This window comes from Rhodococcus sp. M8, assembly GCF_015654185.1.
GTDB classification, from domain to species: Bacteria; Actinomycetota; Actinomycetes; order Mycobacteriales; family Mycobacteriaceae; genus Rhodococcus; species Rhodococcus aetherivorans.
The window spans coordinates 1,858,105-1,872,922 of the sequence record NZ_CP064065.1 but is presented as its reverse complement, the minus strand read 5'-3'; the positions used below and the strand labels follow the sequence as shown (position 1 = coordinate 1,872,922).

The following is a 14,818-nucleotide window of genomic DNA, read 5'->3' as shown; positions in this document are numbered from 1 at the left end:
ATGTGGTTACGTGAGTCCGATCGACATGCGCTCCGCCGAGGGCACCGAGTTCGTCGTCGACACCGGAGCGCCGTGCCTGGATCTGCTCTACACCGGCGGCGAGGGGGAGCGGGCCCGGTGGGAGGCGCTGCACGCCCCGGGCGACCTCGCGCGCTGGGTCGCGACGCACCTGCTCGGGCGGGCCGTCGCCGCGGCAGCGGTCGACGTCACCGCCGAGGATCTGATCCGCGCCAAGGAACTACGCGAGGTGTTGTGGCGCACCGCGAACCGGTCTGCGGACGGAGACGGGCCGGCGGCCGCCGACAGCGCCGCCCTCGACGCGGCCGCCGCCCGGCCGGACATCGCCCCACAGCTGCGCCCGCCCGGCGTGGTCACTCCCGTCACCGGCAGTCAGGTGCTGTCGACGCTGGCCCGCGACGCGATCGGCCTGCTGACCGGTCCGTACGCCGAGCGCATCAAGCGGTGCGCCGCCGACGACTGCGCCATCGTCTTCGCCGACACCTCCCGCGCGGGAACGCGGCGCTGGTGCTCGATGGCGCGGTGCGGCAACCGTGACAAGGTTCGTGCCCATCGGATGAAGGAGAAGTGATGCCGGTCGGACAGACGAAGGACGCCGGATGGCAGATCGGGGTGTCGAAGACCGTGCCGCATCCGATCGACGCGGTGTGGCGGCTGCTCGTCGGCACGCCCGAGCTGTGGCTCGGCCGCGGCGCGACGGTCCCGCGCGCCCCGGGTGCCGAGTGGCGCAGCGACGACGGTGTCACGGGGGAGCTGCGCAGCCGCCACGAGGGGGACCGGGTGCGCCTGACCTGGCGGCCCGCGGGCTGGAACCACGACAGTACCGTGCAGGTGGCCGTCTCGGCCGCGCCCCGCGGCACCGTGCTCCGCTTCCATCAGGAGCGCCTCGCCGGCCCGGATGAACGCGCTGCTCAGCGCGCCCACTGGCAGGGGGCGCTGGCCCGGGTCGAGCGCGCTCTCGCCACCGCCGACGGCGACCCGGAGGGTGCACCCCTACCATCGGACCGGTGACCCGCGAACTCGCCACCGCCTACTGGCCCGACCTCGAACCGGGCCGGGCCACGGTCGCGGTTCCCGTCGGCGCGCTCGAGCAGCACGGGCCGCACCTGCCGCTCGACACCGACACCCGCATCGCCCGCGCGTTGACGGCCGCCCTACCGGGCGTGCTCGTCGCGCCGGCCCTCGAGTACGGGTCCAGCGGCGAGCACGAGGGCTTCCCCGGCACCGTCTCGCTCGGCGCGGAGGCGATGGAGACAGTCCTCGTCGAATACGGTCGTTCGGTGTGCCGGTGGGCCGCGCGCCTGCTGTTCGTCAACTGGCACGGCGGCAACGTGCACCCGCTGACCAGGGCGGTGTCCCTGCTGCGCTACGAGGGCCGCGACGTGGCGTGGCTGCCGTTCGCCGTGCCCGGCGGCGACGCCCACGCCGGGGTCACCGAGACCAGCCTGCTGCTGCACCTCGACCCGCGCGTGGTGGACACCGCCCGCGCCGAGATGGGCAACACCGGCACCCTCGCCGACTTGATGCCACGGATGCGCGAGGGCGGTATCGTCGCCGTGTCCGCGAACGGCGTGCTAGGGGATCCGACGCCCGCGAGCGCGGCGCAGGGGGCACGATGGTTCGCCGAACTCGTCGATCGAGCAACGGCACAGGTAACCCGGTGGGAGCCGGATGGGAAAGGAAGACTCCGTTGACGAGCACGGCCCGACTGCCCGACGGATTCGGCGTCCGTATCGACCCGCGGGTGCGCGCCTACTCCGACGGCCGCGTGCTCATCGGCGGCTCGCCCACCCGCATGCTCAAGCTCGCCCCGGCGGCCGCGGCGATGATCGGCGACGGCTACGTGAAGGTCGTCGACTCGCAGACCGCCGTCGTGGCGCGGCGGCTGCTCGACTCCGGCGTCGGAAACCCCCGTCCCACGGCCCTGCCTGCCACGTCCGACGTCACCGTCGTGATTCCCGTCAAGAACAACACGGCCGGGCTCGAGCGGTTGCTGGCGGCCGTCGAGGGACTGACGGTGATCGTCGTCGACGACGGCTCCGACGTCCCGGTGCCCGCCCCGGCCAGGGCGTCGGTCCGGGTGCTGCGGCACGAGCGATCCCGTGGTCCGGCCGCGGCACGCAACACCGGACTGCGCGCCGCCACAACGCCGTTCGTCGCATTCCTCGACTCGGACGTGGTGCCGCGGAAGGGATGGCTCGAGGTGATGCTCGGGCACTTCTCCGACCCTGCGGTGGCCCTGGTGGCCCCGCGCGTCGTCGCGCTCGAGCCCGACAAGGGCGCCCTGGGGCGCTACGAACACGCGCGCTCGTCGCTGGATCTCGGCCGCCGCGAGGCCGCCGTCAAGTCCGGCAGCCCGGTCTCGTACGTACCGAGCGCCGCGATCATCGTCCGCCGCGACGTGCTCACCGCGACCGGCGGCTTCGACGAGGCCATGCACGTCGCCGAGGACGTGGACCTGTGCTGGCGGCTGCAGGAGGCCGGCTGGCGGCTGCGCTACGAACCGGTGGCGCACGTGGCCCACGACCACCGCGTCGGATTCCGGAAGTGGTTCACCCGCAAGGCCTTCTACGGCACGGGTGCGGCGCCCCTCGCGAGCCGGCACCCCGGCTCGGTGCCCACCATGTCGATGTCGGGGTCGATGCTGTTCGCGTGTGTGGCCGCCGCGAGCCGCACCCGCCTCGGCGTCGTCGGTTCGGTCGCGTCGCTGTCGGTGACGATGCTCCGGCTGCGGCGGATGTTCACCGAACTCGACCAGCCGACCCGCATCGCGGCGGTGCTCACCGCGCAGGGGTTCGTCGGCGGGATGTGGCAGGTCGCCTCCGCGCTGTGCCGGCACTACTGGCCGGTCACGCTCGTCGCCGCCGTGGTCTCGCCGAAGGTGCGTCGCGCGGTCCTCGGCTTCGCCGTCGCCGAGGGGCTGTGGGACTGGTACGGCCACCGTGAGGAGGGCGGCCTCGACCCCCTGCGCTACGTGTTCTACAAGCGCCTCGACGACATCGCCTACGGCGCCGGACTGTGGTGGGGCGCGGTCGAGGCCCGGGATCCGGCGGCGCTCGCGCCCCGCATCCGGGGCTGAGCCGGGGCACCCGCATCCATGGCCGATCCGGTGCACGCCGACGTGGTCGTGGTCGGCGGCGGCAGCTGCGGCTGCGTGCTGGCCGCCCGGCTCAGCGAGGACCCCGACCGGACGGTCCTGCTACTCGAGGCCGGCCCCGGCTACCGCACGACCGCCGACACCCCGCCCGCGGTGCTCGACGCGACCGTCCTGCCGGTCGGTCCGGACAGCCCGTGGACCTGCGCCTACCCGGCCCGGCTGACCGGACGTCGTCGCTCCGTCGTCGCCCGCGGCCGGTTGCTGGGCGGCTCCGGCGCAGTGAACGGCGCGTATTTCGTGCGGGCCCGCCCGGACGACTTCGAGGCATGGCCGCCGTCCTGGTCGTTCGATCGGGTGGTGCCGCACTTCCGCGCCACCGAGACCGACGCCGACGCGGCGGACGCCGCGGAGACCGGAGTGAGCCGGCGATGGCACGGCGCGGCAGGCCCCGTGCCCGTCGCCCGCACGCGCCGGGAGCGGCTGCACCCGGCCAGCGCCGCGTTCCACGACGCGGCGCTCGCCGCCGGCCATCGCCGTGTGGACGACCTCAACGCGCCCGGCCCGGACGGGGTGGGCCCCGTCCCGCTCAACATCCGAGACGGGATGCGCGTCGGTCCCGCCCACGCGTACCTGTTGCCGGCGCTGGCCCGGCCGAACCTGACCGTGCGCACGGGAACGCGCGTGCGGCGGGTCGTGCTCTCGGGCGCGCGCGCAGTCGGTGTCGAGACCGAGGACGGCGAGACCGTCGGTGCCGGCCACGTCGTGCTCGCCGCCGGTGCGATCGGCTCCCCGCAGCTGCTCATGCTCTCCGGCATCGGCGACGGCGCTGAGCTCACCCGTCACGGCATCACCCCCCGGATCGAGATCCCCGGTGTGGGCACGGGTTACACCGACCATCCGGAGGTCGCCGTCCCCTACCGGTATCGCGCACCGCTGCCCGGGCCGGCCCCCGTGCTGCAGGTCGTCCTGCACGCCAGCAACCTCGAGCTGCGCCCCTACACCGCACCGTTCGCCGCGTCCGTCCCCGGTAGCGGCGTCGCCGACCCGGTCCTGGGGGTGGTGCTCACGAGGCCCCGCAGCCGCGGCGCGATCCGGCTCGACCCGGCCGACCCGTTCCGGCCGCCGCTGCTGGACTACCGCTACCTCGACGACCCGGCCGACCGTGCCGACCTGCGCGAGGGGGTGGCGCGCGCCGCGCACCTGCTCGCGGCGATGCCGGACATCGTCGACCGCACCGGCCTCGACCCGGACGCATTCGACCCCGGCGACGCGTGGCTCGAGCGGCACCTCGGGACGTCGCTGCACCTGTCCGGAAGCTGCCGGATGGGCGGCGACGCCTCGGCCGTCGTCGACGAGCGGTGCCGGGTGCACGCCGCCGAGGGGCTGAGCGTCGTGGACACGTCCGTGTTCCCGCAGGTGCCCAGCCGTGGGCCGCACGCGACGGCCGTGATGTTGGCCGAACGGGTGGGCACCCGGACGTGCTTGTGACTCGGGTTACAGTTGTTCGGAGGAGGAACCGGCAGATGAGCAGCAGCGCATGACCGACGAACGATCCGGCGCGGCCAACCCCTGGGTGGCGCTGCGGCCCGGCGACGACCCGTCGCAGCTGGCGCAACGCGCGTCCTCGGCGCACAGCTCGTTCCTCGACGCGGCCGACACGTCGGTCGTACCTGCCTCCGTGCGCTCGGTGGTCCGCGAATCCTGGCTGCGCAGCCGCAGGAACGGCATCAGTCCCGACGCCGTCGAACAGCCGAGCCTGCTCACGGGCCTGGACCTCGAGCGGTACCGGGCCGGGCACCCGATGGCGCTGATCCGCCCCGTCGTGCGCAAGCTGCTGGTGGAGGACGCCGCCGACAGCGGGCTGCTTGTCGCGATCAGCGACGAACAGGGCCGGCTGCTGTGGGTCGAGGGTGATCACGCCGCCCGTGACCGGGCGCTGTCGATGAGCTTCGTCGAGGGCGCCGACTGGAGTGAGGAGCGGGTGGGCACCAACGCGCCCGGCACCGCTCTCGCTGTCGACCACTCGGTCCAGATCGTCGCCGCCGAGCACTTCAACCGCACCGTGCACGAATGGAGCTGCTCGGCCGCGCCGGTGCACGACCCGAGCACCGGCCGGATCCTCGGCGCCATCGACATCACCGGTGGGCTCCGCGTCGCCGCGCCGGAGGTGTTGCAGCTCGTGCGGGCCACGGTCGCCGCCGCGGAGTCGGAACTGCGACTGCACCTGCTCAGCTCGCCGCGGCTGTTGTCGGCTGCCCGGACGAGCCTCGACACGTTCGGGTCGGGCCGGCCCACTCTGCACCGCGACGGCGAACGGATCCCGCTCTCCCAGCGCCACGCCGAGATCCTGCTGCTGCTCGCCGAACACCCCGAGGGCCTGAGCTCGGACCGGCTTGCGGTGCTGCTCGACGAGGCCGAGCTCGACTCCGTCACCATCCGCGCTGAGATGTCGCGCCTGCGAAAGGTTTTCGGACCCGAGGGGCTCGGCTCGCGCCCATACCGGCTCCTGGGCGAACTCGTCACCGACGTCGCGGAGGTCCGCGGCGCACTCGACCGCGGCGATGTGGCGACGGCGGTGCGTCTGTATGCCGGACCGGTGCTGCCCGGATCGGCCGCGCCCGGCATCGAGGAGATCCGGGACGAGCTGCGCGCCCGGGTGCAGGCCGCGCTGCTCCGGGCCGGCGACGCCCAGTTGCTCGCGCGGTGGACCGCGTCGGTGCACGGGCGCGACGACATCGCCGCGTGGGAGGCGTACCTGACCACCCTCGATCCGCATTCGACGCTGTTCGCCCAGGTCAAGGCCCGGATCGAGCTGCTGGACCGTCAGCTCGGGATCTGAGGTTCGGAGCTACGCAACGTAGTTGCAACCCACACGTTCGTAGTGTTCCGGATCACACGCCCCGCATGGGGGGTGCCAGACCATCCGAGGAGTGAACACCGATGACCGTGTACGCCCGTCCCGGCTCGCCCGACGCCCTGATGTCCTTCCAGTCCCGCTACGACAACTGGATCGGCGGCCAGTGGGTACCGCCTGTGAAGGGTCAGTACTTCGAGAACGTCACCCCGGTCACCGGTCAGCCGTTCACCGAGGTGGCCCGGTCCACCGAGGAAGACATCGAGCTGGCCCTCGACGCCGCCCACGCCGCCGCGCCGGCCTGGGGCAAGACGTCCGTCGCCGAGCGTTCCATCCTGCTCAACAAGATCGCCGACCGCCTCGAGGAGAACCTCGAGTCGATCGCCCTCGCCGAGACCTGGGACAACGGCAAGCCGATCCGCGAGACCCTCAACGCCGACATCCCGCTGGCGATCGACCACTTCCGCTACTTCGCGGGCGCGATCCGGGCGCAGGAGGGCTCGATCTCCGAGATCGACGCCGAGACCGTGGCCTACCACTTCCACGAGCCGCTCGGCGTCGTCGGCCAGATCATCCCGTGGAACTTCCCGATCCTGATGGCCGTGTGGAAGCTCGCCCCCGCCCTGGCCGCCGGCAACGCCGTCGTCCTCAAGCCGGCCGAGCAGACGCCCGCCTCGATCCTGTACCTGATCTCCGTCATCGGCGACCTGCTGCCCCCGGGCGTGGTGAACATCGTCAACGGCTTCGGCGTCGAGGCCGGCAAGCCGCTGGCCTCGAGCCCGCGCATCCGCAAGATCGCGTTCACCGGCGAGACCACCACCGGTCGCCTGATCATGCAGTACGCCTCGCAGAACCTGATCCCGGTCACCCTCGAGCTCGGCGGCAAGAGCCCGAACATCTTCTTCTCCGACGTGCTCTCGGTCAACGACGACTACCAGGACAAGGCGCTCGAGGGCTTCACGATGTTCGCCCTCAACCAGGGCGAGGTGTGCACCTGCCCGTCGCGCGCCCTGGTCCAGCAGGACATCTTCGACGACTTCCTGTCGCTGGCCGCGGTGCGCACGAAGGCCGTGCGCCAGGGCGACCCGCTCGACACCGACACGATGATCGGTGCCCAGGCGTCGAACGATCAGCTCGAGAAGATCCTGTCCTACATCGAGATCGGCAAGAGCGAAGGCGCGCAGGTGATCACCGGCGGCGAGCGCGCCGACCTCGGCGGTGACCTGTCCGGCGGCTTCTACGTCCAGCCGACGGTGTTCAGCGGCCACAACAAGATGCGCATCTTCCAGGAGGAGATCTTCGGACCGGTGGTCTCCGTGACGTCCTTCCAGGACTTCGACGACGCCATCTCCATCGCCAACGACACCCTCTACGGCCTCGGAGCCGGCGTCTGGTCCCGCGACGGCGGGGTCGCCTACCGGGCCGGCCGCGCCATCCAGGCCGGCCGGGTGTGGACCAACACCTACCACCAGTACCCGGCGCACGCGGCGTTCGGTGGCTACAAGCAGTCCGGCATCGGCCGCGAGAACCACCACATGATGCTCGACCACTACCAGCAGACGAAGAACCTCCTGGTGTCCTACGCGCCGAAGGCCCAGGGCTTCTTCTGATCCGAAGACCCGGCGCCTGTCACGTCATCCCCCCTGCGACGTGGCAGGCGCCGTTCCCATTCCGCCCTGCCCCGAGTCGAGCGAATGTATCGCCCACTCGATCAGTCGAGGTGAGCGATACATTCGCTCGGGGGAGGCGCAAGCCGACAACCGGAAGGCACCCCATGTCCGTCCCGCTCCGCCTCGTCGCCACCGCCGACGCGGTTGCTCTCCTGCGCCGTCTCGCCGAGCGGCACGGGCCGCTGATGATGCACCAGTCCGGCGGCTGCTGCGACGGGTCGGCGCCGATGTGCTACCCGGACGGCGACTTCGTCGTCGGCGACCTGGACGTGCTGCTGGGGGTGCTGGACCTGCGGCTGCAGGTGGGGGCGACGGCCGGTGACCTGCCCGCGGGCGCCGACGCCGTCCCGGTGTGGATCTCCGGGTCCCAGTTCGAGGCGTGGAAGCACACGCAGCTCGTTCTCGACGTGGTGCCCGGCCGCGGCTCCGGGTTCAGCCTGGAATCGCCCGAGGGGCTGCGCTTCCTCAGCCGCGGCCGCGCCTTCACCGCCGACGAGAACGACGCGCTCGCCCGCGACACACCCCTGCTCGGCAAGCGGTGGGCCGCCGGCGCCCGTCCGGAGCCGGCCGCCGAGCCGACCGTCGTGGCCGAGGCCGCCGACGCGTGCCCGGTGCCGACGCCCCGGGGCGCCTCCTCGTAACACTTCCGTGACCGCGTACTGACGCGGTGTGTACCTACCGCTCGTACCGTGAGTACGCGCGGTGTCCTCGACGTGCCCGCTCGACACGTCGCCATCCTCCGTCGAGAAGAGAGATCATGTCGTTGACCGACCCGCCCAGGACCGGGGCCGAGACCCCGGCCCACCACGACGGCGCGGACTTCCACGCCGAGAGTCGTGCGTATCTCGAAAAGCGCACTCTGAGAAAGGGTTCGGCGGGCTGGGTGCTGCTCGCGGGCCTCGGCGTCAGCTACGTGATCTCCGGTGACTACGCCGGCTGGAACAACGGCCTGGCCGAGGGCGGATTCGGTGGTCTGCTCGTCGCCTCGGTGGTCATCGCGGCCATGTACTTCGCGATGGTGCTCGGCATGGCCGAGCTGTCCTCCGCGCTGCCCGCCGCCGGCGGCGGCTACACCTTCGCGCGCCGCGCCCTCGGGCCGTGGGGTGGATTCGCCACCGGCACAGCAATTCTCATCGAGTACTCGATCGCCCCGGCCGCGATCGCCACGTTCATCGGCGGGTACGTCGAGTCGCTGAACCTGTTCGGCATCACCGACGGATGGTGGATCTATCTCGCCGTGTACGCGGTGTTCATCGGCATCCACCTCACCGGCGCCGGCGAAGCGCTCAAGGCGATGTTCGTGATCACGGCGATCGCTCTCGTCGGGCTCGTGGTGTTCGCCGTCTCCGCCGTCGGGCTGTTCGACACCGCGAACCTGACCGACATCGCCGTCGACGAGACCGCCGCCGGAGCGTCGTCGTTCCTTCCCTTCGGCCTGTTCGGCATCTGGGCGGCCGTGCCGTTCGCGATCTGGTTCTTCCTCGCCGTCGAGGGTGTGCCCCTGGCCGCCGAGGAGGCGACCGAGCCGGAGAAGAACGTGCCCAAGGGCATCATCGTGTCCATGCTGGTGCTGCTCGTCACCGGTGCGACCGTGCTGTTCCTGGCCACCGGCGCGCTCGGCGCCGACGCCCTGTCCACATCCGGTAACCCGCTCGTCGAGGCCCTCGGCGACACCGGCGCCGCGAAGGTGGTCAACTACATCGGGCTCGCCGGCCTGATCGCGAGCTTCTTCTCGATCATGTACGCGTACTCGCGGCAGACGTTCGCGCTCTCCCGCGCCGGGTACCTCCCCACGAGCCTGTCGCTGACCAACAAGCGCAAGGCGCCCATGCTGGCGCTGATCGTCCCCGGCGTGATCGGGTTCGCGCTCTCGCTCACCGGCGAGGGAGCGATGCTGCTCAACATGGCCGTCTTCGGCGCCGCGGTGAGCTATGTGCTGATGATGGTCAGCCACATCGTGCTGCGCCGGCGCGAACCGCACATGCCGCGGCCCTACCGCACCCCCGGCGGCGTCGTCACCACCTCCTTCGCGCTGGTCGTCGCCGCGGCCGCCGTCGTGGCCACCTTCCTGGTCGATCCCGTCGCCGCCCTGTGGACCCTCGGTGCCTTCGCCGCGTTCATGGCCTACTTCGGGCTCTACAGCCGGCACCGGCTGGTGGCGAACTCGCCCGACGAGGAGTTCGCCGCGCTCGCCGAGGCGGAGGCCGAGCTGAAGTGAGCGTCTACACCCAGCATCTCGCCGGCACCACCTACACCTTCGACGGCCTCGTCGACCTGCTCGCCAAGGCCACCCCGCGCCGCTCCGGCGACGAACTCGCCGGCTGCGCGGCCGAATCCGACGCCGAGCGTGCGGCCGCGCAGTGGGTCCTCGCCGACATCCCGCTCGACGTGTTCCTCGCCGAGCCGGTGGTGCCGTACGAGACCGACGAGGTCACCCGGCTGATCCTCGACGATCACGACCGCGACGCCTACCGGTCCGTGCAGCACCTGACGGTCGGGGGACTGCGCGACCTGCTTCTCGACACCGTCACGAAAACCGATGCGGCCGCGGCGTTCGCCGCCATGTCGCCCGGCTTGACCCCCGAGATGGTCGCCGCCGTCAGCAAGCTCATGCGCAACCAGGACCTGATCGCGGTGGCCCGCGCGATCGAGGTCACCTCGGCGTTCCGCACCACCGTCGGACTGCCCGGCCGGCTCGGCACCCGGCTGCAGCCCAACCACCCCACCGACGATCCACGCGGCATCGCCGCCGCGACCCTCGACGGGCTGCTGATGGGCTGCGGCGACGCCGTCATCGGCATCAACCCGGCCACGGACTCGCCACAGGCCACCGCCGACCTGCTGCACCTGCTCGACGAGATGCGGCTGCGCTTCGACATCCCGGTGCAGTCCTGCGTCCTGTCCCACGTGACGACCACGCTCGGCCTCATCGAGGCCGGTGCCCCGGTGGACCTGGTGTTCCAGTCCATTGCCGGCACCGAGGGGGCGAACGCCGGCTTCGGCGTGAACCTGGCTCTGCTGCGGGAGGCGAACGAGGCCGGTCGCGCTCTGGGGCGCGGCACCGTCGGCGACAACGTCATGTACCTCGAGACGGGGCAGGGCTCGGCGCTGTCGGCCGGCGCGCACCTCGGCACGGGTGGACGCCCCGTCGACCAGCAGACCCTCGAGACCCGCGCGTACGCCGTCGCCCGGGCGCTCGACCCGCTGCTGATCAACACGGTGGTCGGGTTCATCGGCCCCGAATATCTCTACGACGGCAAGCAGATCGTCCGGGCCGGCCTCGAGGACCACTTCTGCGGCAAGCTGCTGGGCCTGCCGATGGGCGTGGACGTCTGCTACACCAACCACGCCGAGGCCGACCAGGACGACATGGACACCCTCCTGACCCTGCTCGGGGTGGCCGGCGCCGCGTTCGTCATCGCGGTGCCCGGAGCCGACGACGTCATGCTCGGCTACCAGAGCCTGTCGTTCCACGACGCGCTGTACGTGCGTCGCGCGCTGGGCCTGCGCGCCGCCCCCGAGTTCGAGCGGTGGCTCTCCGGTCTCGGCATGGTGGACGGAGCCGGGCACATCCTGCCGGTGGACGCGGCGGCCTCCCCGCTGCGCGCCCTCGCGGGAGGTGCGGCGTGAGCGGGTCCGTCGACCGTGACTTCTGGGCACCGCTGCGGTCGGCGACCCAGGCCCGCATCGGGCTCGGCCGGGCCGGCGACGGCCTCCCGACCGCTCGGGTGCTCGAGTTCCGGGCCGCGCACGCCGCGGCCCGCGACGCGGTGCACCAGCCCCTCGACGTGCCGGCGCTGGCCACCGACGTCGAACGCGTCGGACTCGGCGCGCCGATCGTCGTCACCAGCCGGGTGAGCGATCGCGGCGAGTACCTGCGCCGCCCGGACCTGGGCCGCCTGCCCGAGGATCTGTCCGCGGTCCCCGGCACCGGCGCCGACGTCGGGGTGGTCCTCGCCGACGGGCTCTCGCCGCGAGCCCTGGCCGAGCACGGCGTCGCCCTGCTCGAGGCCGTCGTGGCGGCCCTGCCGCGGCACCTGTCCGTGGCACCGCCGGTGATCGCGACGTCGGCACGGGTGGCGCTGGGCGACCACATCGGCGCCGCCCTGGGGGTGCGCACGCTGCTGGTCCTGATCGGGGAGCGGCCCGGGTTGTCGGTCGCCGACAGCCTCGGGGTGTACCTGACCCACGAGCCGCGTCCTGGTCGGGCCGACGCCGAGCGGAACTGCGTGTCCAACATCCACCCCCCGGAGGGGCTCGGGTACGCCGCGGCCGCGCGTGTCGTCGCGGGGCTGGTCGACGGGGCGCGCCGGCTCGGGCGTTCCGGTGTGGACCTGAAGGACACGACGCGGGCGGACCGGCTCGATTCCACGACGGTGGGGGAGTTGTAGGGGCGAGAGTGTGACGTACCCGCGTGGGCGGTTGACATCGCGACCGGAAGCGCCAAATCATGTACTCCGCCCGACCGGGTGACACGTACCGCCCGCGACCGGGCGACGAGGAGAAGACACGATGGCGTTCGCTGGCAATGTCGACGAGCTGGCTCTGCTGCAGACGGTGCGGTTGAAGGAGACCGTCACCGCCGAGATGATCGCGGCGCATCTGGGGGTGTCGGTCGCGTCCGGGCGGGCGGCGTACGACGCGCTCGTCACGCAGGGCAAGGCGAAGGAGACCGGCAACGGCATCTCCCTGACCGACGCAGGGGTCGCGGAACTGACCGATCAGCTCGACGCGGAGCGCGTCTCGATCGACGAGGATTCTCTCGCGGAGCTGTTCGAGCAGTTCGGTCCGCTCGACGAAGAGCTCTCCGCGCTGCTCGCCGACCCGGAATCCGCCAACTTCCTCGACGAACTGATCGAGCTGGATCGCAAGGCGCAGAACCTCTTCGACGACGTGTCGGCGTTCGTTCCGCGTCTGTCGCGGTATCAGGACCTGTTCGCCGAGGCGCTCGGGAAGATCAAGTCCGGCGCGCTGGCGTGGGCGACGGCGCCGAACATCGACTCGTACGCGACCGTGTGGAGCGAGATGCGCGCCGAACTCACCGGCGCCGCCGGTCGCTGACCGGCGCCGCGGGTCACCGGAACGCGGCGACGAAGCGCCGCTGCCACGGCGTCTCCACCGCTCGGTGCGAATAGTGTTCGCGCACATAGGCGACGGCCTCGCCGGGCGGTACGCCGTCGAGGATTGCGAGGCAGGCCAGGGCGGTGCCCGTGCGCCCCCGGCCACCGCCGCAGGCGACCTCGACGCGTTCGGTCGCGCACCGCTGCCACGCCTCGTGCAGTATCCGGCGGGCAGCGCCGGGGTCGGTGGGGAGGCGGAAGTCGGGCCACCGGATCCACCGGGCGTCCCACGGGACCGCCGGCGGCGTCCGGCCCGCGAGGTACACCCCGAGGGCGGGCAGCGGTCCGGCCGGAAGGGGGCGTCGGACGCCACGGCCCCGGACGTACCGGCCCGACGGTAGTGCCAGGATCCCCGGGGCGTGCGGGTCCCAGGTCGTCGTCGCCATGAACGGAGCGTAGACGGCGTGAAAGTTGTTCGGCCACCGGGTGTCCCGGAATCCGAGCGGACGACCGCGCGTGGTGCAGGGTGGACGCCCCGCGACGATCAAGTCCTTCGTTCGGCGAACTACGTGATCCGGCTCACAGTCACCCCCCTTTCGGGGGTAGTGGGGGAGTGAGACGGATCACTACCTTTCCTTCCATCGCGCGGCGCAGGGCCGCCGCGGCTCGGACGGAAATACGGAGGACAGACGTGACCACAGTGTCGACACCGGGGGCCGAACCCCCCGTGGTACCGGCGGGACAGAAGCCCGCCGCGCCGACCGCCCCCGCCCCGGGCGGACCCGGCATCCGACGCGTCGCCATCGCCAGCTGCATCGGCACCACCATCGAGTTCTACGACTTCTTCATCTACGGAACCGCCGCAGCCCTGGTCTTTCCGACGGTGTTCTTCCCGGCTCTCGGCGCCACCGCCGGCACGGTCGCCTCGTTCGCGACCTTCGCCGTCGCGTTCATCGCCCGCCCGGTCGGGGCCATGCTGTTCGGGCACTTCGGCGACCGCATCGGCCGCAAGAAGACCCTCGTCTCCACGCTGCTGCTGATGGGCATCTCGACCCTGCTCATCGGGCTGCTGCCGGGCGCCGAGACGATCGGCGTCGCCGCCCCGATCATCCTCGTGCTGCTGCGATTCGCGCAGGGCTTCGCCGTCGGCGGGGAATGGGCCGGCGCGACGCTGCTCACCGCCGAGTACGCGCCACCGGGCAAACGCGGCCTGTACGCGATGTTCCCGCAGCTCGGCCCCGCCATCGCCTTCGCCCTGTCGAGCGCCACCTTCCTGTTCACCGGCCTGGCCCTCGGCGACACCAACGAGGCCTTCCTCAACTACGGCTGGCGAATCCCGTTCCTGTTCAGCATCGTTCTCGTGGCCATCGGTCTCTACATGCGCCTCGCCATCGAGGAGACCCCCGTGTTCCGGGCCGAGAGCGAGGCCCGCGCCGCCGCCCCGGCCGAGAAGCGCACCCTGCCGTTCCTCGACGCCCTGCGCTACCAGACCAAGGAGATCCTCCTCTCGGCCGGCGCACTGGCGATCATGTTCGCCTTCTTCTACATGGGCACCGCGTACCTGACCAGCTACGCGACCAAGACCCTCGGCTTCTCCCGGCCGTTCGTCCTCACCGTCGGCATCGCCGCCTCGTTCGTCTTCGGCGCCGCGATCGTGCTCTCCGCCCTCTACTCCGACCGGGTCGGCCGCCGGCGCGTCATCATGATCTCCTGCGGCTTCTCCGTCGTGTGGGCGCTGGCGCTGTTCCCGCTGCTCGACACCGGCTCGCCGGTCGCGTTCGTCGTCGGCATGATGGTCACCCTGGCCATCTTCGGCATCGCCTACGGACCGTGCGGCGCGCTGCTGCCGGAGATGTTCCACACCCGGTACCGGTACACCGGCGCCGGACTCGGCTACAACCTCGCCGGCGTCCTGGGTGGCGCGATTCCGCCCATGCTGGCCGCGCCCCTCGCGGCGTCCTACGGCGGCATCGCCATCGGCATCATGCTCTCCGTGCTCGGCGTGCTGAGCTTCGTGTGCACCAAGGCCCTCGTCGAGACCCGCGACCGAGCGCTCTGATCCCACCGGCGCCCTCCCCGACAACCCCGGGGAGGGCGCCTCGTGCTGCCACCGCACCGC

14 protein-coding genes are annotated in these 14,818 nt (G+C 71.9%); 13 read left to right on the top strand and 1 reads right to left on the bottom strand.

All coding sequences use genetic code 11. The annotated features are described in order from the left end of the window. Positions 1 to 10: 10 nt before the first annotated feature. From ISO16_RS08185 to ISO16_RS08130, 12 genes are all read left to right on the top strand, one after another. Positions 11 to 589, top strand: coding sequence for a CGNR zinc finger domain-containing protein (locus tag ISO16_RS08185; RefSeq protein WP_206003408.1), 579 nt, complete (start codon positions 11 to 13; stop codon positions 587 to 589). Then, positions 589 to 1,029, top strand: a complete 441-nt coding sequence (locus ISO16_RS08180) for an SRPBCC family protein (protein WP_072635699.1) — start codon at positions 589 to 591, stop codon at positions 1,027 to 1,029. The genes ISO16_RS08185 and ISO16_RS08180 overlap by 1 nt, the downstream gene beginning before the upstream one ends. Further along, the gene (gene mftE / locus ISO16_RS08175; protein ID WP_006930905.1) at positions 1,026 to 1,712 is read left to right on the top strand and encodes a mycofactocin biosynthesis peptidyl-dipeptidase MftE; all 687 of its coding nucleotides are present in this window, start codon (positions 1,026 to 1,028) and stop codon (positions 1,710 to 1,712) included. The genes ISO16_RS08180 and mftE overlap by 4 nt, the downstream gene beginning before the upstream one ends. Continuing rightward, positions 1,709 to 3,097 carry a mycofactocin biosynthesis glycosyltransferase MftF gene (mftF, locus tag ISO16_RS08170; RefSeq protein WP_029544959.1) on the top strand — a complete coding sequence of 463 codons (1,389 nt, stop codon included), beginning with the start codon at positions 1,709 to 1,711 and terminating at the stop codon, positions 3,095 to 3,097. Before mftE ends, mftF begins: the two co-directional genes overlap by 4 nt. 18 nt (positions 3,098 to 3,115) lie before the next feature. Beyond that, complete coding sequence (mftG, locus tag ISO16_RS08165) at positions 3,116 to 4,603, top strand: mycofactocin dehydrogenase MftG (RefSeq protein ID WP_072635698.1); 1,488 nt, start codon at positions 3,116 to 3,118, stop codon at positions 4,601 to 4,603. 49 nt (positions 4,604 to 4,652) lie between these two features. Next, on the top strand, positions 4,653 to 5,954 hold the full coding sequence (locus ISO16_RS08160) for a helix-turn-helix domain-containing protein (protein WP_065922335.1): 1,302 nt from the start codon (positions 4,653 to 4,655) through the stop codon (positions 5,952 to 5,954). 101 nt (positions 5,955 to 6,055) lie between these two features. Continuing rightward, entirely contained in the window at positions 6,056 to 7,579 is a 1,524-nt protein-coding gene (gene exaC, locus ISO16_RS08155) for an acetaldehyde dehydrogenase ExaC (protein WP_006930896.1), read from the top strand. 164 nt (positions 7,580 to 7,743) lie between these two features. Continuing rightward, positions 7,744 to 8,280, top strand: a complete 537-nt coding sequence (locus tag ISO16_RS08150) for a DUF779 domain-containing protein (protein ID WP_006930895.1) — start codon at positions 7,744 to 7,746, stop codon at positions 8,278 to 8,280. A gap of 116 nt (positions 8,281 to 8,396) precedes the next feature. After that, positions 8,397 to 9,857, top strand: a complete 1,461-nt coding sequence (eat, locus tag ISO16_RS08145) for an ethanolamine permease (RefSeq protein ID WP_029544952.1) — start codon at positions 8,397 to 8,399, stop codon at positions 9,855 to 9,857. Next, positions 9,854 to 11,269, top strand: a complete 1,416-nt coding sequence (locus ISO16_RS08140; RefSeq protein WP_029544950.1) for an ethanolamine ammonia-lyase subunit EutB — start codon at positions 9,854 to 9,856, stop codon at positions 11,267 to 11,269. The genes eat and ISO16_RS08140 overlap by 4 nt, the downstream gene beginning before the upstream one ends. Next, a complete protein-coding gene (gene eutC, locus ISO16_RS08135) occupies positions 11,266 to 12,030 on the top strand; it encodes an ethanolamine ammonia-lyase subunit EutC (protein WP_072635697.1) in 765 nt (254 codons plus the stop codon). The genes ISO16_RS08140 and eutC overlap by 4 nt, the downstream gene beginning before the upstream one ends. Positions 12,031 to 12,151: 121 nt before the next feature. Beyond that, entirely contained in the window at positions 12,152 to 12,700 is a 549-nt protein-coding gene (locus ISO16_RS08130) for a hypothetical protein (protein WP_006930889.1), read from the top strand. 13 nt (positions 12,701 to 12,713) lie between these two features. On the opposite strand, the gene ISO16_RS08125 is transcribed toward ISO16_RS08130, so the two are convergent. Then, complete coding sequence (locus tag ISO16_RS08125) at positions 12,714 to 13,145, bottom strand: protein-tyrosine phosphatase family protein (protein ID WP_050036401.1); 432 nt, start codon at positions 13,143 to 13,145, stop codon at positions 12,714 to 12,716. Positions 13,146 to 13,390: 245 nt separating this feature from the next. Between ISO16_RS08125 and ISO16_RS08120 the strand changes: the two genes are divergently transcribed. Beyond that, positions 13,391 to 14,758: an MFS transporter gene (locus ISO16_RS08120; RefSeq protein ID WP_373867436.1), complete on the top strand. Its 1,368-nt coding sequence runs from the start codon at positions 13,391 to 13,393 to the stop codon at positions 14,756 to 14,758. The last annotated feature ends 60 nt before the right edge of the window (positions 14,759 to 14,818 follow it).